Raw genomic sequence first — 20,214 nt, forward strand, 5'->3', positions numbered from 1 at the left:
GTCTTATGAAAATTAAAACGTTAGCTGAAATACTCGCTGAGTCGGATACTGATTCAGCGAGTTCTACGCATAAAAACCAGAAACCCATTGAACAACATTCATCTACTAGGTACTCATATAAAGACAAGCCTAAAAGTACCAGTAAAACTGGCAAGCGCTCTCAGCATCTAAATACACATGATTTAGATGAGAAGTGCACAGTAGGTAACCATACTAACTTTACGGCAGATTCGATTGGCGCCTCTTCCTCTTTAAAAGTTTCATCCAAATCCAAAAAACGTAAAAAACACTTTCATCCAGCTGCTACCTTTCACGCTGAGCCTAATAGTGTACCTACTTATCAGCCACCTGCTGCGCAAAGTATCAAAGAGATGCTGGCTGAAGTTAAACATGCGGTTCATGACAATAAAGAAGATAGTGTCTCTATTAATGAGACTGGCATTGATTCAGCTTTGATGAACTCAGAACCAGCATTTGAATCGGTAGCTGCTCATGATACTCAGGGAGGCGACCAAAACAGCCAAATCGACAACCTACCAGCTGCTCTAAAGGCATATTTGCGCACGCCTGAGCAGCGCCAAGCGGAAATGGATGCAATCAAAGCAGAAAGTCGCTTACGTTGGTTGGCATTTTATTATTTGTCACGCCGCGAATACGGTAAGGCTGAGCTTAAGCAAAAATTGCTAGATAAAGAGCAAGAAGTGGCTAAAATTGATGCCCTACTCGATGAGTTTGAAGAAAAAGGCTATCAAAGTGATTACCGCACTACTCTAATGCTGATTCGTGAAAATATCAGAAAAGGACGCGGCAGAGGTCGTATCAAGCAAGAATTCCATCATAAAAAGATGGCGATGCCCGATAATATAGATGAACTTATCGATATGGCCAATGCTGAGTCTGACGAGTTTAGTGAATTTATAGATGATAACGCAGATAATTTAGTCGAAGGCATAGACTGGCTCAAACTGGCAGTCACAGCACGTATCAAAAAATACGGTGATGACATACCCACTGAACAGAAAGACAAAGCAAGGCAGCTGCGCTTTTTACAGTATCGCGGCTTTAATAGTGATATTTGCTTTGGGGCCTTGAACTATACGTTAGATACTTTAGATGAACGTTTTTAGCAATTTTTAATGCAAAAATTTTAACCTTTGTCGTTCGCTATTATATTTTAGATATAAAAAAGCGCACCTAATCAGGTGCGCTTTTTTATCGTTTTAAATGCTATAAATGATAACCTAATTATTTCAGTGCCCCTAGACGACTTGATAGCTGACTGATAATTTGGTCAATTTCTTCATTGGCTTCAGGTTCGTTATCTAAATTACCATTTGGCGTCAATTGGTTCATGACTTCCGGTAATAGCTCAGCCAACCCTTGACGCACCTCTATCTCGTTAGCGCCTGTATGAGCAGCGACTTGCTGTATTTCACTATCATCAAACAATCGATTGATATCATTGGGATCAAGATTATCGTTAAGCTCATTAGTACTCAACCAAGAGCGTGCTTGTTTTTCATAGCCCATACCGGTAATTTTCGAGAGAGCACCACTTAATCCACCATTGCGCTTTATCCAGCTCAGTACCATAGGCATAAGAGCAGCGATAAGCATACCTTTACCGCCAAAGCCGCCTCTCGTCGTTTGACCACCAAGTACGCTACCTAGAATATCGCCAAGTCCACCAGTACCTGAACTCATGCCACCGCGCTGTTTGCCACCTGTTAACCCGCCGATAATATCGTCTAAACCAAAACCATTGTCTGCTGAGCGGCGCTCATACTGTTGTGGATTATAGCCTGCTGACTGATTGCCATCGCCAAGCACACTCCCCAATATATCACCAAGACCGCCAGTACGACGCGGATTGATACGTTGATTAACTGGATTACGCTGTGCGTCCTCTGGATCCATGGCACTACGTGCTACTTGACTCACTAAATTCCCTAGCAAACTCATAACTTTATCCTTTTTATTATAATAAAATTCGTCGATACAGGTTTTGGTATAGCAAAGTAACGACTGCTACCATCACCTACTATTTAAACCGACCTATAAATATAAATTCCAATATAGCAAATCTATTTGCCTCTCTAGATAGGCATTTTGTTATGAGATGTAGTAGATAATTTAGTACGGTAAGATAAGGCAGTTAAGCATCTACAATTGAAACTAAGTTCAATTAAACGGTTTTGTTTGCAATCATATTTGACAAGATGGTCAACTCGCGCCATTGCTCGGTATTAACCTGATCACGGAATATAGCTACAGAAAATCGGCGTTTATAAGGCTCTACGATATTAAAATCAAAACAGATAACCCAATGAGATTGACTGACCGTATTGATCTTTGCTTGCCACAAGGCATCCCCACGACTCGTACGTATTAATAACTGCCAATCTTGATAAACACTTTTATCAAGTGGCGGCTGGCTTAGATGTAATAGTATGGGTCGTGATAATGCTAAATAGCCAATGACTGCAGCGCTGATGAGGAGTATAACGACATATTGCCATAAGGCTAATGAAGCAAGCGCCCCCAATACCATAACGATACTGAATAATGCAATATAAAATATCAGATATAAATAGCTTATAGGTTTAATAGCAGTATCGATACGTAGCGAGGTTAATGCTGTCATAGTGAGCTACCAAAGAATATTTCTGATTAATAGAAAAGACTCAATACTACTTTAACAATCAAAAAATAAAACTAGCCATTTAAACAATTAACTCAGACTTTTACTGTGACGCCACGTCTTAATCTTATTAACCAACTCCCATATCGCCTCATCTTCTGGTCGGTTTTGATTGGTAAAATAATCTAATAAATCTGGGTCTTCATGAGTCAGCATTTGCGCAAAGCTTTCTTGTTCGGCAGCTTCTGCCGTTAAATAAAGCTCTTTAATATAGGGTTCAAAATAAAAATCCAACTCTTTCAAACCACGGCGGGCTTGATAAATAATACGGCGTTGCTCATTGGTGGGCTCTGGCTGGTTATTAATGGTCATAAAGGTATTCTCATTCGTTTAAAAGGTATGTAAATAAATATAAAGCACCAAAACTCTATCGTTCACAATTATTATCATCGATAAATTTATTTTTGATTATAAGTTCTTAATTATAGACATAATCACCATTATTAGCTTTTATCATATGCAGATAGCTGGCTCCATAACGCTATGGCTTGCTGCATCATAGCGACATTATGAGTACGAATGATACTTGCCCCCTGCTGCAATGCAAAAAGACCTGCAGCAGTACCCACGTTATCACGCTCAAGCGGTTGGGTGGTAGCAAGCGCTTCTAGACCTGTTTTGGTCAGCACTTCTGCTAAAAATCGCTTGCGTGAAATACCAAACATCATTGGCAGTTTGAGTGTTTGTAAGCGCTTAAGCTCACTCAATAATGCACAGTGATGCTGATAGTTTTTAGCAAAGCCAAAACCGGGGTCAATAATAATATTTTCGCGCATGACACCCATACTTGTCACTTCATCAATACGCACTTTTAGCTCTGTCATGACTTCCTTAACCACATCATCATACTGTGCCAGATTATTCATCGTGGTTGGCTCACCGCGCATATGCATGAGCATAACAGGAATGTTAAGCTTAGCTGCCATCAGCGCAGCGCCCTCACGCTTGAGTGCCCGTACATCATTCCAAATATCCGCGCCTGCTTCAAACGCTGCGTGCATAACCTCAGGACTACTGGTATCAATGGATAGCCATATGTCATCGCCTAGCTGCTGCCTAATCGCTGTCACGACTGGCACCACACGCTGTAGTTCATCAGAAGTCGCCACCATTTCAGCATTTGGACGGGTAGACTCGCCGCCAATATCGATGATGGTAGCACCTGCATCGATCATCTCTTTACATCGTGCTACTGCCTTATCAACTGCATCAAACTGCCCACCATCTGAGAACGAATCTGGCGTGACATTTAAAATGCCCATAATATGAGGCTGTGATAAATCTAAAACCTTATCACGACTGGTCACAGTATAAGCAGTTAAGGGTTGGAATAGTGACATAACTTATCCATGATAATTTGAATTCGTAAAATTGATTTTAGCTCTAACTTATAATGCTTATGATACCAGTAAATCTGATGTCATTCTAAATTGGTAATAAAGAAAAAGCCCTTTGTTAAAAGGGCTTTTTTTATTCAAAACTTAAGAGTAACTTTTACATCGCTGGTAATGGCGGAGGAGTCATTCCGGTTGTTTTCACATCATTCTTTGATAAGTTCACTTCATGATGCTGATAGACTCTTGGTGGACGAGGTTGTTCGCCCGCTAAGATATCTTGCAGCTGATCGCGGTCAATGGTTTCCCATTTCATCAAGGCATCTACCATAGCATGCATCTTTTCTTGATTGCCTTCAATTAATTCACGAGCGATATCATATTGCTCCTCTAGCATACGGCGTACTTCTTCATCAACCTTTTGCTGTGTTGCTTCTGAAATCGTACGACCACCGCCACCAAAGTAACCTTGTGAGCTGTCATCATCTTCATAGACCATGATACCAAGCGCATCAGACATGCCGTATTTGGTTACCATTGCTCGTGCCATTTTGGTCGCACGTTCAAAGTCATTTGAGGCACCCGTCGACATTTGATCGATAAAGACTTCTTCAGCGATACGACCACCAAATAAAATCGCAATATCACTCAGCATTTTTGATTTATACATACTGGTTTGGTCGTGCTCAGGCAACTGCCACGTAACACCAAGCGCAAATCCACGCGGCATAATAGTGACTTTATGCACAGGATCGGTACCCGGTAGCAGCTCGGCGACTAGCGCATGACCTGCTTCATGGTAAGCAGTAGCACGGCGCTCTTCTTCACGTATGACCATTGATTTACGCTCAGGACCCATATATAGCTTGTCTTTAGCATCTTCAAAATCATTCATATCGACGCTGCGCTTGTTACGACGCGCGGCAAACAATGCCGCTTCATTAACAAGGTTAGCAAGCTGGGCGCCACTGAATCCTGGCGTACCACGGGCTAAGGCATGAGCGTCAACACCAATAGTATTAGGCAGTTTCTTTAAATGCACTTTAAGAATTTGCTCACGACCTTTGATATCTGGCAAGCCAACTTGTACCTGACGGTCAAAACGACCCGGACGCAATAGTGCTTTATCAAGAACATCTGCACGGTTAGTGGCAGCAATGACGATAACACCTTCGTTGCCTTCAAATCCATCCATCTCAACCAACAATTGGTTCAATGTCTGCTCACGCTCATCATTACCGCCGCCCATACCGGAACCACGATGACGACCGACAGCATCAATCTCATCAATAAAGATAATACATGGCGCGCTTTTCTTCGCTTGTTCAAACATATCACGGACACGTGACGCACCAACACCGACGAACATCTCAACGAAGTCAGAACCTGAAATCGAGAAGAAAGGTACTTTAGCTTCACCAGCAATAGCTCTTGCTAATAGCGTTTTACCCGTACCTGGAGGACCTACCATCAAGATACCGCGTGGAATCGTCGCACCAAGCTTGGTAAATTTATCCGGGTCTCGTAAGAACTCGACGACTTCGACGACTTCTTCTTTGGCTTCTTCACAACCAGCAACGTCTTCAAAATTTACTTTGATTTGGTCTTCGGTTAGCATTTTGGCTTTTGATTTACCAAAGCTCATCGGTCCACCGCCTTTACCGCCCGCGCCGCCTTGCATATTACGCATAAAGAATAAAAACAGACCAATAATCAGCAAAATTGGGAAACTGGCTATCAGCAATTGCATCAATACGCTTTGGCGCTTCGGTGCAGTGCCTTGGACTTCAACTTTATTTTCACGCAGCAATGGCATCAGCTCGTCATCCATCACAGCTGGACGAATGGTTTCAAATTCAGAACCATTTTTCTTCTCGCCGGTGATTTGCTCGCCATCGATCTCAACACTGGCTACTTGATTTTCTGACACAGCGGTCACAAATTCAGAGTAGTTAAGGTTATCGGGCTCAGATGATTTATCAAAGCCACTAAACACCAGCACTAAAACGCCGATTACCACCAGCCACAATAAGGTATTTTTTACCATGTCGCTCACTAGTTATTCCCATCCCATACTTATTGGTGTGTTTACTAAACACGTGACGTCTATATATAAACGTATGTCTCGCTATTCAAAGTCTATTGGCGAATTATCATTTCTCATTGCAAATTTAAGGTATAAAACAACCTTATATTTTTATTAGAGAAATAAGCCGCGCAATAACGATAAATAACTGAGTTTATAAGGCGCTTACTGTCAGACGACTTTGCTAAAAATATCATATAAGCACTTAGAAAAATGCTTAAGAGTTGATTTCAAACAAAGTTAATATATCATGATATGTGGTATTAACCTGAATAATTCAAGCAGCATTCCCATTTATTCAGTTAACGATTGTAGCCGTTTTCATTCAATGATTTTAACTGGCTAATTTTGAGGTGAGAGTTTCATTTCATATTACTTGATTGCAATCCAAAATATCTCTTTTGAGCGCGGTCTAGAAGCACCAGGCTTAATACTACGGATTTTACTAAAATCCGCCTGCATCTGCTTGCGTAATTCTTGTGTACCCTCGCCTTGAAACACTTTCATAATAAGCGCGCCACCTTCTGGTAAGGTTGCCAGCGCGAAATCGACCGCCAGCTCACATAAGTACATCATACGCGGCTGGTCAATGGCACTATTACCTGCTGTATTGGGCGCCATATCAGACAGCACCACATCAACTTGTCTATCACCAACCTCAGCCATGATACGGTCAAAAACTTCTGGCTCGCGAAAGTCACCTTGGATAAAGGTAACATCCGGCAAGGTATCCATCGGCAAAATATCAGAGGCAATCAAGATACCTTTTTCCCCAACCAATTGACCAGCCACTTGAGACCAGCTGCCAGGGGCACTACCCAAATCAACAACGGTCATACCTTTTTTGATCAGATTGGTTTTTTCATTTATTTCTAATAATTTATAAGCAGCACGGGCACGGTAGCCATCTTTTTGGGCCTTTTGCACATAGTGATCATCAATGTGCTCTTTCATCCAAGCACTACTGCTCTTTGACAACTTTTTGTTTTCAATACGTGTGGCCAAAATTCCTGCTCCTATAACGTGCTTTTCTATATGCGCATATGTATTTATTAACTAATGTCTTAATATACTTTTTGCTTTATGTCACTTTCTACAACCATGCAATCAAAAACACTATTAACTATGATTTTCAATACTATCAAGCTATTTATTAGCTTCAAAAGACTAAACCGTTAATTTTTCTTAGTGAAAACACTGCTTTATAAGAGCGTAGCGTTTATAATGTACCCATAATGGCAGTTTAACATTTTCATCACGTAAAATCGTGCAAAATCCTGCTGATCTCATGCAAGATGATCATAGATTAATTATAATGGTCATCAATTGCTCTCAATTTTATTATATTTTGTTTTTACCAACCCCTAGGAATTCTATGCAACTTGATAACGCAACCATCAAACGCTTAAAAGGCATTGGTCATGATTTGAAACCGATTGTCATGATTGGCAATAAAGGTGTTACGCCAAGCATTACTGAAGAGATTGATCGCGCCTTATCAGATCATGAACTGATTAAAGTAAAATTGCCTGCTGGTACCAAGGAAGAGCGTGATGTCATCGGTGCTGAGCTTGCTGCTACTGCAAAGGCAACTTTGATTCACTCAATTGGTCGTATGGCGCTATTGCTACGCAAAAATCCAAATGCCAATCCTAAGCTTTCAAATCTTGCTCGTAATGTGTAATGCCTCATTACTTGCTAAGTCTATATCGTCTGTTGTATATAAAGTGGTTTAAAATAGCCTGCTGATTTATTTTTAGACAGATGATGACGGTGAATAATAAAAGCCGCGATGCAACTTTGCTCGCGGCTTTTATGTCATTTATAGTTCACTATTTAACATGCAATATTCGTTAGCAGCTATATCATATTTTATGATGCTAATACTTTTTGAGATAATAAGATAATGAGCCAGAGTTTTGATTTATACCTAGCAACTGAAACCTTAGCAGATGACGCGCAGCAACTTGGCGTGACGCCAGAAGCTTTACAGCAAATTAGCGTACAGGTAAGCGCAACGCTTGTAGCGCAGCCAGAAGCTTATTTGCAGCTAGAATATCGTGTGACGTTACCTCTTAAGTGCTTAGCTGCTCAATTGACTTGGCCAAAGTGGCAAGCAGATAAAGTAGGCTTTAAGGATTATCTGTGGGAACAAACCTGCCTTGAGTGCTTTTTAGCAGGTTCTTTAATAAGTAGCCGTTCAGAAGATAGTGATAAGTCCCCCAAAACCAATATGACAATGTCCTATATTGAAATCAATGCCAGTCCTGAAGGTCAGTATGCGCTTTATGCGTTTGACAGCTATCGCTCTCCTACAACACTACCGCCAAGACCTCTTATGTACGCTGACGGACAGACACGTGCTGCTATCGATTGGATAGACGGTAACAACCTGAAACTGCTAATAGACTACCCAATATCAACACATGAACGTTATCACTACCAACGCAGCTTTAGAATGCCATTAGATTCATTGACATCATTGAATCGCAAGTCAGATTACAGTAATGATGCCCTTATCAAATACATACATCCTTGTGTTATTTTATCCTTTGGCGCTACGATTCTATACTTTGCGCCCAAACATGCATCGCCACCCGACTTTCATAATAGTCAGTATTGGACACCATTTTATAGGCTATCCGCCCTTGCCAAGTAAAAATATCAACTTAATAGCTAGCCTTATTTAAGACATAAAAAAACTCAGTAATGTCATAAAGAGCATTACTGAGTCCGGAGAGAGCGCTTAACTGATACTTATTTGTCAGCCATAGCAAGGTAGATACCACGATCTGAAGCATCATCGACGTATCTAGCATCGCGCCACGTCGTATAGTTGTAATGACCGCTGTATGGGCTGATGCTGTTTTGACGGAAGTCAGACACCCAGTCATTACCATCAAATATTTGAATATGGCCATGAGGACGACTTGAGGTACGGTCATAAACAACCACATCACCAACCTGTGGTTCCATGTTATTACTGATTTTGGTAAAACCCGCTTGTGACAGTGTGCCACGAGACGCATATTGATACGCTGAAGGATTAGGCGTGAATTCGTAGCCCGCTGATTGTAACGCTTTACGGACATAACGAGCGCAATAGCCTGTGCTACTAGATAAAGCGACTCGTGAAGCATTCGCTGCTGCAATAGCAGGCGCCGAATAACGATCTGGCACTGAACTTACTTTCTGCTGACGTTGCTCATAAGACAAACGATTGGTTAGCGAAGCAAGCTGATATTCTTTTTGTTTTGCATGCGCGCTTAAATTATCGATTGCTTGGCTGATTTCATCATTGCTAGAAACATATGCACCGCTGTTGGTGCTGTAGATGTTACGACTAGAACCATAGTTCGCAGAAGTAGTGATATTGGTGATGGTATGACTCAAGGTATTATTTGATTGAAAGGTTGTTTCGGCAGCACCACTTGTCTGTGCTACGCCCATTCCCAATACTGATAAAATTAATAAAGCTTGTTTCATAAATTTACTACCTATTGTGAAAACAGAATTGCTCGTCATCCGTGACAAAGCATGAATTAGTTTAGAGAATATAATCATGAAATAAACATGATAAAATATTTAGTACAATCGCTCTTTTACTTCTTAAGTAGCTGATGCTGATATCATTAGCAGCTTAATCATCTACTACATAAATCGTTTGCTACGTCATACCTTGCTTTAAAAATGAGCGTTTAGAGCCTGTTTATTATGAGTATCGATTTTTCACCTATTAGATGAGTCATTACGATGTCCAAAAAAAACCCTAACCGCCTTGCCACTCTCATCGATCATCAAGCTTTTGCTGGTAGTGCGCTACCTCAAAGCCTATCTGATAGTATGCGTTTATATGTGCAAGCGACCACTGAAATAAAAGCGCTTTTGGTAGATTGTCTACCTGAGGAAATCCTCAATAACTGCTGGGTCGTAGGCTTAACGTCTGAGCAATTGACACTCAGTGTCGAGTCCGTCACTGCTGCCAATCATATTCGCTATTTGCAGAGCGCGTATTTGCAAGTGTTAACAGAGCAGTCAATTACATTTAAACAACTCAAGCAAATTCGCGTCGTCATAGCCAATAAATCTACCAATAATAATTATTCTAAATCATCATCAGGCTTGTCAGCATTACGCTCAATGTCCGTTAAAGCCCATGAAAATCAGGCTCTTAGCCAAAACACAAAGCGGACTATATCACAGGCAGCAGAGCATGTCACCACTGATGAAAACCTCAAAAAAGCACTATTACGCCTTATAAATCCTTAAAAAACCCCTGCAGATAATGTAAAGTTATGTAAACTAATCCGGTAAATGATACGATTCAGGCTGGGTTTTTGTAATTCCAAAAACAAAAAAAATCATCTGTCAGTGTTATTCACATTGTGAACCTCACTGACAGATGATTTTGCTATTCGCTACAGCTTTTATCTCATCTACTATACAGACAAGTTATCATAAAATAAAGAAATATATATCCACTTATATGAATATAATTTCACTCTACTTATAACCATTTTATGTAATATTGCGTAAATGTTTCGATACTTCATGTATATTCCTGTATTCATCCTTCGACAGTTATACCATTCAAAGGTAAATATTCGATAGGACATGTTACATTGTCATCAAAAGTTACAATTTCAAAGTTATTATGGTCAGATAAAATCTCACGTACCAATAAGTTATTTAAAGCATGACCGGATTTATAAGCATTAAAACGACCCAAAATGGGATATCCAATCAGATATAAATCACCAAGTGCATCTAGAATTTTATGACGAACAAATTCGTCATTAAAACGCAGACCTTCTTCGTTCAAAATATTACTTTCATCGATAACAATCGCATTATCCATGCTACCGCCTAATGCCAGATTGTTCTGACGCATGGCTTCGATATCACGTAAAAAACCAAAAGTGCGTGCTGAACTCAGCTGCTCAATGAAGTTTTGGGTTGAAAACTGCAATTGGGCATGCTGAAAGTTTTTATCAATCGCAGGATGATCAAAATCAATCTCGAAATTAAGCTCAAATCCATTATAAGGACGTAGCTCTGCCCATTTATCGTCAACTTTGACACGTACCGTACGTACAATCCTGATAAATTTCTTTGAAGCATCCTGTTCGCAAAAACCTGCTTGCAATAACAGTCCTACAAAAGGCGCAGCACTGCCATCCATAATAGGTATCTCTGATGCTGATACACGAATTAATAGATTATCAACGCCAAGTCCCGCTATCGCGCTCAGCAAGTGCTCAACCGTGCCGACACGTGTACCACCAAACACCAGATTAGATGACATCATGGTATCTTGTACCAAAAAGGCACTGGCAGGAATTGGCATGCTGCCAGTAATATCAGAACGCTCAAAGACGATTCCAGTATCGATTGGTTGCGGATGAAATTCTAAATCAACAGGTTGACCACTATGAAGACCAGTACCTGTAACAGCAATTGCTGTTTTTATGGTTCGTTGATTCATGGCTGTCTTCTCACATATTTTGTTACAATTGCCATAGTGTATCATTACCCGAACCCTGTTCGCTAGCGATAAAAAGCGTTAATTTACCTATCTCTTTGATTGATAACACTTATCGAAGCATTATTATCGGTGACTGTTTAGTCGCAATCACCAACAGACGGCTATGAAATATCGGGCTTTGAAAGGCTTCCTCTCTTGAAAATACCGCCTAAATTGGTATGAGTAGGTAACATTTTCTGATAAATAGGAATAACCAATATATAAGTAGTTGGTAAATAGCAGAAATTATGAATAGGCACAAAAAAGCCAGCGTTTGAACGCTGGCTTTTTTAGAGAGCAATATTTATACGAATGAGATCTATTTGTTCTGCTGACGCTTTAGATAATCTTGAATGCTATTGGTCTTAGTTTTAGTCTGTTCAGGCACAGTATTAGAGCGAATTGGGTTTTCTTGATACTGAGCTTGAGACTGTTTTTGACTGTTCAATGCACTGGTATGCAAGTTTGGGTCAACAGGTTGCGTACTATTTACAGAAGGCACAGGTTGCTCCACCACTTCAGGCTCTTCACCAGCGTTTTCATCTAAGGTTAAACCAGTTGCAATAACCGTCACATGCAAGTCGTCGCCCATTTTTTCATCAATCACTGAGCCATAGAAGATATGCGCTTCATCGATATCAGTAATTTCTTCGACGATCACACTGATCTTGCTCATCTCATCTAGAGATAAGGATTCAGATGAAATCACGTTGACGAGTAAGCCTTTGGCATTCTCTAGGCGCAAATCATCAAGTAATGGCGATCTGATGGCTTTTTCAGTCGCTTGACGCGCACGATCATCACCGCTGGCACGACCGATACCCATCATCGCATGGCCCTTAGCGGTCATTGCGGTACGGATATCGTTAAAGTCAATGTTGATCATACCTTCGCTAGCGATGGTCTCTGCAATACCTTGGACTGCATGCAATAGCACATCATCTGCTTTTTTAAACGCATCTTGCATAGAGATGTTGCCGTAGACACTCATCAACTTATCATTTGGAATCGTAATGATAGAATCTACAAAGTTAGTCAGCTGCTCGATACCCGCTTTGGCAGCTTTGATACGTTTGCCGCCTTCAAATTTGAACGGCGTGGTAACTACAGCAACGGTCAGTACTTCCATTTCTTTAGCAATACGTGCTACGACTGGTGCAGCACCAGTGCCCGTACCACCACCCATTCCAGCAGTGATAAAGACCATATCTGAATGCTCAAGCAGTGCACGAATTGCTTCTTCGTCACTTTCTGCTGCTTCACGACCCACTTCTGGATTCGCTCCTGCACCAAGACCACGGTTGGTTTTTGCACCAAGTTGTAGCTTATGCGGTGCGGTCAAACGATCAAGCGCCTGTTTGTCCGTATTGGCACAGACGAATGTTACACCTCTAATCCCTTGCTGTACCATATGTTCAACTGCATTACCGCCGCCGCCGCCTACACCGAATACAGTGAAGCTTGCTTGGCCATTATTTTGAAGCTGATTATCATCTGGCATGGTGTATTTTGACATAAAAAAGTTTCTCCAGTTGCAGATAGCGTGATGGTCGATACGTGGTAACACACGCATATGGCGCGCTATCGACTTACTATATATAAATGTATTTGATTAAAACAGGGCCATGGCTTAAATAGTAATGCTTAACCAAGATATGCCGTTATTATACAGGGTATTGCTTTTAATATGCTTGCTTGGTCTTGCTGACAAACCGCTTATCTAATTACGGTAAGTAGATTGTCAGCAGGATTATAGGACAATTATAATATCTTTTTTAGTACACTGGCAAAACGTTGACCAGCACTTTGAAAAACACCCGTCACACGATTTTTTTGAATCGCTTCAGGCTCGCTTTTTTCACTGCGCCGAAACTGCTCGCTTTGGCTATATAGTAGTGTACCAAATGCCGTTTGATAAGCCCGATCATTAACCTGAAGATTCAGCTGCTTAAAGGATTCATCATTATCAAAATGATTATAAGCACTAATCGCAGGATGCGTATTGGTTAATACCACTGGCATTTTTAATAATTTTTTCGCAAACGGTATCATGCCTTTAATCGCACTACCGCCGCCTGTGAGCACAATGCCCTTATCAATATAGCCTAATAAGTCCGCTTCATGTAACTGGCGTACTACTTCAGTGAAAATCTGCACGTAACGGGCTTCGATAATACGCGCAAGGTTATAGATACCAATGTTGATTTCATCACCTGACCCTTGCGGTTTAAACAGGAAAAACGAGCTTGGATCTACGCTGTTCACATCCACTGTACCATGCGATTTTTTCAGCTTTTCAGCCTCTATCATTGAAATACCAACGTCTGCTGAAATATCCATCGTCACTTCATGACTACCCGTTGCGATACAATGGGTAAAAATCAGCTTATTTTCTTTATAAACGCAAATACTTGTGGTGCTGGCACCTATATCTACCAAGCAAACGCCTTGTTGGCGCTCTTCGCTCATCAAGCTATATTCGGCACTGGTTACCGCATCGAAGACAATATGATCAATACCCACATCACAGCTTTGCAATAGTTTTTGGATATTTTGACGACCAGCAACTGGCATCATCATCATGTGATACATCACAGCTATATTGTGCGCCACCATATCAATGGCATCATCAACCATAAACTCTTGGTTATCGATATAAATACCTTGCTGACAACAATGCATCAAATAATAGTCAGATGACAAATCTTGCGATTTGGCATTTGAGAGCGCTTGCACCATATCTTTAGCACGAACGAATTCATCTTCTACTCTAACATCGCCCGCACTATTTTTGCTCAATAGCTCAGGAGTCGCCAGCGTCAGCCACACACTATGCACACGGCAATTAGCGGTATCTTCCGCTTCTTGAATAGCCTGTTTGATAGCGCCTTGCAAGCGTTCGCGATGCTTGATTTGACCTTGATAAAAGTCGCTATTCTTAACTTGCCCCACACCCATAATACGGATGTCTTTTGCAGACACAACACTACCAATGACGACATAAACTGCCGTGGCACTTAAATGGACAACAACCAAATTTTCAGTATTTTTCATGGTACCAGACAAATTATCGCTAAACAGGAGAACAAATGATGTCTCCATTAAATCATTAAAATAAGTCTATTATCAGCTGATAATAGCGTATGTATACTCTGTATAAAAAATAAAGCAGACAAGTTTAGCGTGTTGGCTACTTTATATATTACTTATAGAGGTGCTTCAGTTGTTGGTTTTTCTTTTACGGGTGTATCATTATCTTTTGGCACTGCTATATTCCATGCAATCGTAAATCCATTTTTGTAACGAAGATCTACTGATTGTATCTCATCACGGCGGTTTTTTAATTGATTACCCAGCAGCTGGCTTAAGTTCAGTAGCTTTTGCGCCGTATTCTCATTATCAACGATAATACGTAACCCATTATCAAAACGAATCAGCCACGTCATTCTTGGCGACAAAATAATATCTTCAACTTGTAAGCCAAGCGGAGCATACCAGTCATTGACTTGCTGCATCTGTTGCATAATGACTGGCGCTTGAGTCATATTGCCTTGCAAAGTTGCAAAGTTCTCTTGCGTTAAATCTCTACTATCAGCAGGGACAAACACATTGCCCGTTGCATCCACTAGACGTTCAGTACCAAAATTTGCCACTGCTTGCTTAGGTAATACAGTAACCACAATACCTTTTTGCCAGTTACGACTGATACTGACCTGATCAACCCAAGCCAAACCAGTGGTAATATCTCTCAGCGCTTGCAAATCAGAGGTGAAAAAGCTGCTCACACTTTGCTGATTCATAACATGCTGTAGCGCCCGATATTCGGCAACCGTCAATCCTTGATGATCGACATGAATAGCTGCTGGAGGTGCGTTACGTAAAGCCTTACCGCCCATTATCAATATCAGCACTAATAACCCAAGCACCAATACGGTAAAAAAGTATCTAACCGCAGTGGGTACTTGAAAGTTTGATTTTGGGTGACGGGTTTTATCACTCATCAAGTCAGCGACGTCATTGACAGTTTGAGCCATATTAAACTTCGTCCCTATATTTAATCAAAATAATCTGTATATTTCATACATTCGATTCATATTTACGTAAATCGATGATCTTTTTTATTTATGCAAAAGCGCTTATCACCATTATGCAGGTGTAAAATCCATTCAATAGATATGCTATCAATTCGTAACTTTAAATGGCAATATAAAGTGTGCTTGTCGGCCTTTAAATGTAACATTTCTCTTATTTAATGAAGGACTTACCAAAGCGTTGCATAACTATCACCAAAACCACTAGATAGTTACAATATTAACGCATTTTACCTTCAAACAATAGCCTAACCCCTACTACTACTAACGAATTTACACAAGTTTACATGAAGCTGTGGTATAGCAGCTATAGCGATACATTACGAATAATGAGAAGCTACTATTCAACAATGATAAATAGTTTAAATACCTCATTTATTGAAATAATCACTCTTGTATAATTACTAAGAACAGCTTGTTTTATGTAGGCAGTGACTTATTTAATAAAGTGTTACACCGTTTGCGCCAAAATATGCCAGCACAAGCTCTCAAAATCCATGCCACGAGCTTTGGCTGCCATGGGTACCAAACTATGACTGGTCATGCCCGGTACGGTATTAATCTCAAGTAGCCAAAAGTTGCCCGCTTCGTCTTGCATCGCATCGATACGTCCCCAGCCTTTTGCATCAACGGCACGAAACGCCGATAAACTTAGATCTTGCAAATGCTTTTCATCCGCAGCACTTAAACCACAAGGGATATAGTAGCTGGTATCGTTACGATTATACTTGGCTTCGAAGTCATAAAAATTGGTGATATCCGCAGGCTCTAGGCGAATGACAGGATAAGCTTCATCATCAATGATAACGATAGTAAACTCGCGACCAGTTATCCAGCGCTCCGCCATCACTACATCGCCACATTGTACGGCGGTTGCATAGGCAGCAGGAAGCTCATCAAGGTTATTAACCTTAGTCATACCAATGCTTGAGCCTTCATGAACAGGCTTGATAATCATTGGTAGTCCTAACATATTAACCACCTGCTGCCAGTCGGTATCAGCGGTTAGCAGTGAAAACGGTGCAGTCGATAATCCGCAGCCTTGCCACAGCTGTTTGGTACGTACTTTATCCATACCAAGTGCTGACGCTAAAATACCTGAGCCAGTTTGAGGAATATCAAACCACTGTAGTACGCCTTGCAGCAGACCATCTTCGCCACCACGACCATGTAAGACATTAAATACACGATCATACTGACGTAGTTCAGTAATGTCTTGATGCTTAGGATCAAAATGCGTGGCATCAACCCCTTGGTTTTGTAGTGCTTGCAATACAGCTGCACCGCTGTCTAAAGACACGCTACGCTCATTACTATTACCACCGTAAATGACAGCAACTCTACCAAACTCACTCGCCTCTTTTACTTTACTTTCTTTAATAGCGGGTAACGTATTAGCGCTTTGGCTATTGTTATTTACTTTATCCTGCTCTGCTTGTGCAGCAGCTGCTAAAGCTGTTTCTGGATTGATAATAGGGGCAGCGTTATTTTGAACATTGCCTTTAATGTTGTTTTTACTGTTATCTGTAGCGTTTTGCTCAACATTAACGCCATCTTTATCAATATTATTATTTTCTTTAGTATTATTCATGGTCATCGTTAGTGCTCCTAATATTTTTAAAGCAATGCTTCTAATGCTTCTAAGGCTTATTTGATATAAAGATTATTGGCGGCGAGATCGATAGCTATTTGCCCAACATTACCCGCGCCTTGGGTGATCAGCATATCACCTGCTTTCAATAATCGCTGCATGACAGGGGCAATATTATCTTTATCCACTATCGTTGGCTCGACGGCACCGCGCAAACGTATACTACGTGCTAAGGCTTTGGTGTCCGCACCAGCAATAGGGCTTTCACCAGCAGAATAGACATCCAACAATAATAACTCATCAACACTTGAGAGTACTTCGACAAAATCATCGAAGCAGTCACGGGTACGGCTGTAACGATGAGGCTGGAACATCATCACTAAGCGACGCTCAGGAAAGCTTTGACGCGCCGCTTTGATGGTGGCATCAACTTCTTTTGGATGATGACCATAATCATCAATCAGCAGCACATTACCATCATCTATCTCCACAGAAGCATGTTGCTCAAAACGACGACCAACCCCTTCAAACTTCTGTAGCGCACGGGTGATTGCAGCATCATCGACGCCTTCATCAGTCGCCATAGTAATGGCTGCAAGCGCATTGTAGACATTATGCACGCCCGGAATATTCAGTGTCAGACGCAATGGCTCATGATCACGACGTAGCACTGTAAAATGGGTTTTTGTACCTTCGGTGACCAAATCAACGGCTTGTACATCATTAAATGGCTCAAGACCAAAGGTCAATACTGGACGCCCAATATCATCAATCATCGCGTACAGCTCAGGATCATCACCGCAGACCACTGCCAGACCATAAAACGGCATGTTTTGTAAAAACTGAATATAAGCTGCCTTTAATTTATCAAAACTATTGCCATAAGTTTCCATATGATCTTGATCAATATTGGTGACAATCGCCGCCATCGGATGCAATGACAAGAATGAGGCGTCAGACTCATCAGCCTCGGCAATTAGAAAACGACTGCTACCAAGCGCGGCATTTTTGCCCGAAGCATTAAGCTTACCGCCAATCACATAAGTAGGATCTAAATTGCCTTCTGCCATCATAGTGGTCAGCAAACTGGTCGTGGTGGTTTTACCATGCGCTCCAGCAATAGCAATACCGTGACGATAACGCATCAATTCACCAAGCATATCCGCACGGCGCACTACTGGAAGACGTGCTTCCAATGCTGCTTTTACTTCAGGATTGCTACGATCAATGGCAGACGATACAACGATGACATCGGCATTGGCAATGTTTTTGGAATCATGACCGATAGCAATATCAATACCAATCTGCGCCAAACGTTTGGTCACTAAGCTCTCAGTAATATCAGAACCACTGACTTGATAGCCTTGATTATTCATAACCTCAGCGATACCGCACATCCCTGAACCACCAATACCAATAAAATGTAGATGCTGAATACGGCGCATTTCTGGTATTTCAATCAAACGTTTGGTTAAGGCTTTAGCAGAGGTTGGCATAAGGGTTTCTCTTTTTATAAGACGGATAAAATATAATAAGGCAAAAATATCGGGTATTTATTTGTTTATCTATAAAGCTTGCCAGATAGTATTGGCAACGTGTTGGCAGGCTTGGCGATTGGCAAGCGTATGACCTTTTTTTGCCATCTCTAAGCAAGCAGGTCGATCAAGGGCTGCAAGCTCTTCACTCAAGCGTTTGGGCGTCAATTCATTTTGCGGTAATAGAATCGCCGCTTTATGTAATGTCAACGTCCGCGCATTTGCCGTTTGATGGTCATCAACTGCACTTGGCAATGGTACAAAAATCGCGGCAATACCCACATTTTGGATTTCAGTAACGGTCAACGCACCAGCACGGCAAACAATAATATCTGCCCAGTTATAAGCCGCTGCCATATCATCGATAAATGGCTGTACGGTAAACTTGTGCATACTCAAATCTTGCTCATCGTAAGCTGCTTGTGTGGCAGCCTCATTATTACGCCCGCATTGGTGACGTACCTCAAACGGACTTTCTATTAACGCCAGTGCTTTTGGCACGGTCTCATTTAGCACTTGTGCACCCAGTGAGCCGCCAACCACTAGCAGTTTTAATGCTGAGCAGTCATTTATATCATAACGCGCTATAGGTTCAGCAACACCAGTAATCGCATTACGTACTGGATTACCAACTGTTTCAAGTTTTGCATCAAGCTGACTATTGCCAAAGGTATTTTCAAACGCTTGCAAGACTTTGGTCGCCATCTTCGCTAAGTAGCGGTTACTCATGCCAGCAATGGCATTTTGCTCATGGATAATAAGCGGTGTCTTGGTCAAACGGGCTGCTATACCGCCGGGTGCGCTGACATATCCGCCAAAGCCAACCACTATATCAATATTATTACCACGAATGATTTTGATCACTGCCATAGTCGCAGAAAGCAATGTAACTGGCATTTTAAGCAAACGCCCAATCCCTTTACCGCGTAAGCCTTGCATCTCAATCGCATGAAAAGGATAACCGGTTGGCGCCACCAAACCATTCTCCATACCGTTTGGTGTGCCTAACCAATGAATCACCGCACCGCGCTTAGTCAGTTCTTCACTAACCGCAAGTGCTGGAAATACATGCCCGCCAGTACCAGCAGCCATCATTAATATGTGCGGTGTCTTCATGAAACGCCTGCCTATCTTTTTTGTATTGATATGAAGGACTTATTGTCCTATAGCCATCTTACTCATCGGGTCATTAGAGCTGTTTAAAAGCCCGCATAGTATAGTGTAAATCGTGGTCTGATATATAGTCATTTCTGCCCGACCAATAACAAAAATCCAAGCCGTGAATAATCGCGACTTGGCTTTGGTAAATACCGCGAAATCGTTATCAAAACGCTAGTACCCTGACGTTTTAA

18 protein-coding genes are annotated in these 20,214 nt (G+C 41.4%); 4 read left to right on the plus strand and 14 right to left on the minus strand.

Going from position 1 to position 20,214, the window contains the following annotated elements; all coding sequences use genetic code 11:
* The first annotated feature begins 5 nt into the window (after positions 1–5).
* Entirely contained in the window at positions 6–1,127 is a 1,122-nt protein-coding gene (locus tag M0221_RS10145; protein ID WP_483283746.1) for a regulatory protein RecX, read from the plus strand.
* A gap of 118 nt (positions 1,128–1,245) precedes the next feature.
* On the opposite strand, the gene M0221_RS10150 is transcribed toward M0221_RS10145, so the two are convergent.
* The 6 genes from M0221_RS10150 to M0221_RS10175 form a co-directional block, all read right to left on the minus strand.
* Positions 1,246–1,962 carry a YidB family protein gene (locus M0221_RS10150; RefSeq protein WP_483283747.1) on the minus strand — a complete coding sequence of 239 codons (717 nt, stop codon included), beginning with the start codon at positions 1,960–1,962 and terminating at the stop codon, positions 1,246–1,248.
* Positions 1,963–2,185: 223 nt separating this feature from the next.
* On the minus strand, positions 2,186–2,644 hold the full coding sequence (locus tag M0221_RS10155) for a hypothetical protein (protein WP_483283748.1): 459 nt from the start codon (positions 2,642–2,644) through the stop codon (positions 2,186–2,188).
* Between the two features lie 87 nt (positions 2,645–2,731).
* Entirely contained in the window at positions 2,732–3,013 is a 282-nt protein-coding gene (locus tag M0221_RS10160; RefSeq protein WP_201531096.1) for an FAD assembly factor SdhE, read from the minus strand.
* Between the two features lie 131 nt (positions 3,014–3,144).
* On the minus strand, positions 3,145–4,041 hold the full coding sequence (folP, locus tag M0221_RS10165; RefSeq protein WP_263241584.1) for a dihydropteroate synthase: 897 nt from the start codon (positions 4,039–4,041) through the stop codon (positions 3,145–3,147).
* A 154-nt stretch (positions 4,042–4,195) separates the two neighbouring features.
* A complete protein-coding gene (gene ftsH / locus M0221_RS10170) occupies positions 4,196–6,091 on the minus strand; it encodes an ATP-dependent zinc metalloprotease FtsH (RefSeq protein ID WP_020444182.1) in 1,896 nt (631 codons plus the stop codon).
* Between the two features lie 402 nt (positions 6,092–6,493).
* Positions 6,494–7,126 (minus strand): RlmE family RNA methyltransferase, encoded by a 633-nt coding sequence (locus M0221_RS10175; RefSeq protein ID WP_020444183.1) that lies wholly within the window; start codon positions 7,124–7,126, stop codon positions 6,494–6,496.
* Between the two features lie 370 nt (positions 7,127–7,496).
* Here M0221_RS10175 and M0221_RS10180 point away from each other — a divergent pair, with 370 nt between their 5' ends.
* Both M0221_RS10180 and M0221_RS10185 read left to right on the plus strand, forming a co-directional pair.
* A complete protein-coding gene (locus M0221_RS10180; RefSeq protein ID WP_011514339.1) occupies positions 7,497–7,805 on the plus strand; it encodes a YhbY family RNA-binding protein in 309 nt (102 codons plus the stop codon).
* A 222-nt stretch (positions 7,806–8,027) separates the two neighbouring features.
* Positions 8,028–8,780, plus strand: coding sequence for a DOMON-like domain-containing protein (locus M0221_RS10185; RefSeq protein ID WP_483283749.1), 753 nt, complete (start codon positions 8,028–8,030; stop codon positions 8,778–8,780).
* A gap of 98 nt (positions 8,781–8,878) precedes the next feature.
* Here M0221_RS10185 and M0221_RS10190 read toward each other — a convergent pair whose 3' ends face one another.
* Positions 8,879–9,607, minus strand: a complete 729-nt coding sequence (locus M0221_RS10190) for a CHAP domain-containing protein (protein WP_011514341.1) — start codon at positions 9,605–9,607, stop codon at positions 8,879–8,881.
* Between the two features lie 267 nt (positions 9,608–9,874).
* Between M0221_RS10190 and M0221_RS10195 the strand changes: the two genes are divergently transcribed.
* The gene (locus tag M0221_RS10195) at positions 9,875–10,390 is read left to right on the plus strand and encodes a DciA family protein (protein WP_149492059.1); all 516 of its coding nucleotides are present in this window, start codon (positions 9,875–9,877) and stop codon (positions 10,388–10,390) included.
* Positions 10,391–10,688: 298 nt separating this feature from the next.
* Here M0221_RS10195 and lpxC read toward each other — a convergent pair whose 3' ends face one another.
* From lpxC to murG, 7 genes are all read right to left on the minus strand, one after another.
* A complete protein-coding gene (gene lpxC, locus M0221_RS10200) occupies positions 10,689–11,606 on the minus strand; it encodes a UDP-3-O-acyl-N-acetylglucosamine deacetylase (protein ID WP_263241580.1) in 918 nt (305 codons plus the stop codon).
* A 358-nt stretch (positions 11,607–11,964) separates the two neighbouring features.
* Positions 11,965–13,161 carry a cell division protein FtsZ gene (ftsZ, locus tag M0221_RS10205; RefSeq protein ID WP_011514344.1) on the minus strand — a complete coding sequence of 399 codons (1,197 nt, stop codon included), beginning with the start codon at positions 13,159–13,161 and terminating at the stop codon, positions 11,965–11,967.
* Positions 13,162–13,406: 245 nt separating this feature from the next.
* Positions 13,407–14,699, minus strand: a complete 1,293-nt coding sequence (gene ftsA, locus M0221_RS10210) for a cell division protein FtsA (RefSeq protein ID WP_201551241.1) — start codon at positions 14,697–14,699, stop codon at positions 13,407–13,409.
* A 152-nt stretch (positions 14,700–14,851) separates the two neighbouring features.
* Positions 14,852–15,679: a cell division protein FtsQ/DivIB gene (locus M0221_RS10215; RefSeq protein WP_263241576.1), complete on the minus strand. Its 828-nt coding sequence runs from the start codon at positions 15,677–15,679 to the stop codon at positions 14,852–14,854.
* A 508-nt stretch (positions 15,680–16,187) separates the two neighbouring features.
* Positions 16,188–17,333 carry a D-alanine--D-alanine ligase gene (locus M0221_RS10220; protein ID WP_483283750.1) on the minus strand — a complete coding sequence of 382 codons (1,146 nt, stop codon included), beginning with the start codon at positions 17,331–17,333 and terminating at the stop codon, positions 16,188–16,190.
* Between the two features lie 50 nt (positions 17,334–17,383).
* Positions 17,384–18,823 (minus strand): UDP-N-acetylmuramate--L-alanine ligase, encoded by a 1,440-nt coding sequence (gene murC, locus M0221_RS10225; RefSeq protein WP_011514348.1) that lies wholly within the window; start codon positions 18,821–18,823, stop codon positions 17,384–17,386.
* A gap of 69 nt (positions 18,824–18,892) precedes the next feature.
* Positions 18,893–19,978 carry an undecaprenyldiphospho-muramoylpentapeptide beta-N-acetylglucosaminyltransferase gene (gene murG, locus M0221_RS10230; RefSeq protein ID WP_201551245.1) on the minus strand — a complete coding sequence of 362 codons (1,086 nt, stop codon included), beginning with the start codon at positions 19,976–19,978 and terminating at the stop codon, positions 18,893–18,895.
* Positions 19,979–20,214 lie beyond the last annotated feature (236 nt).

It is taken from the genome of Psychrobacter sp. ANT206, from assembly GCF_056880555.1.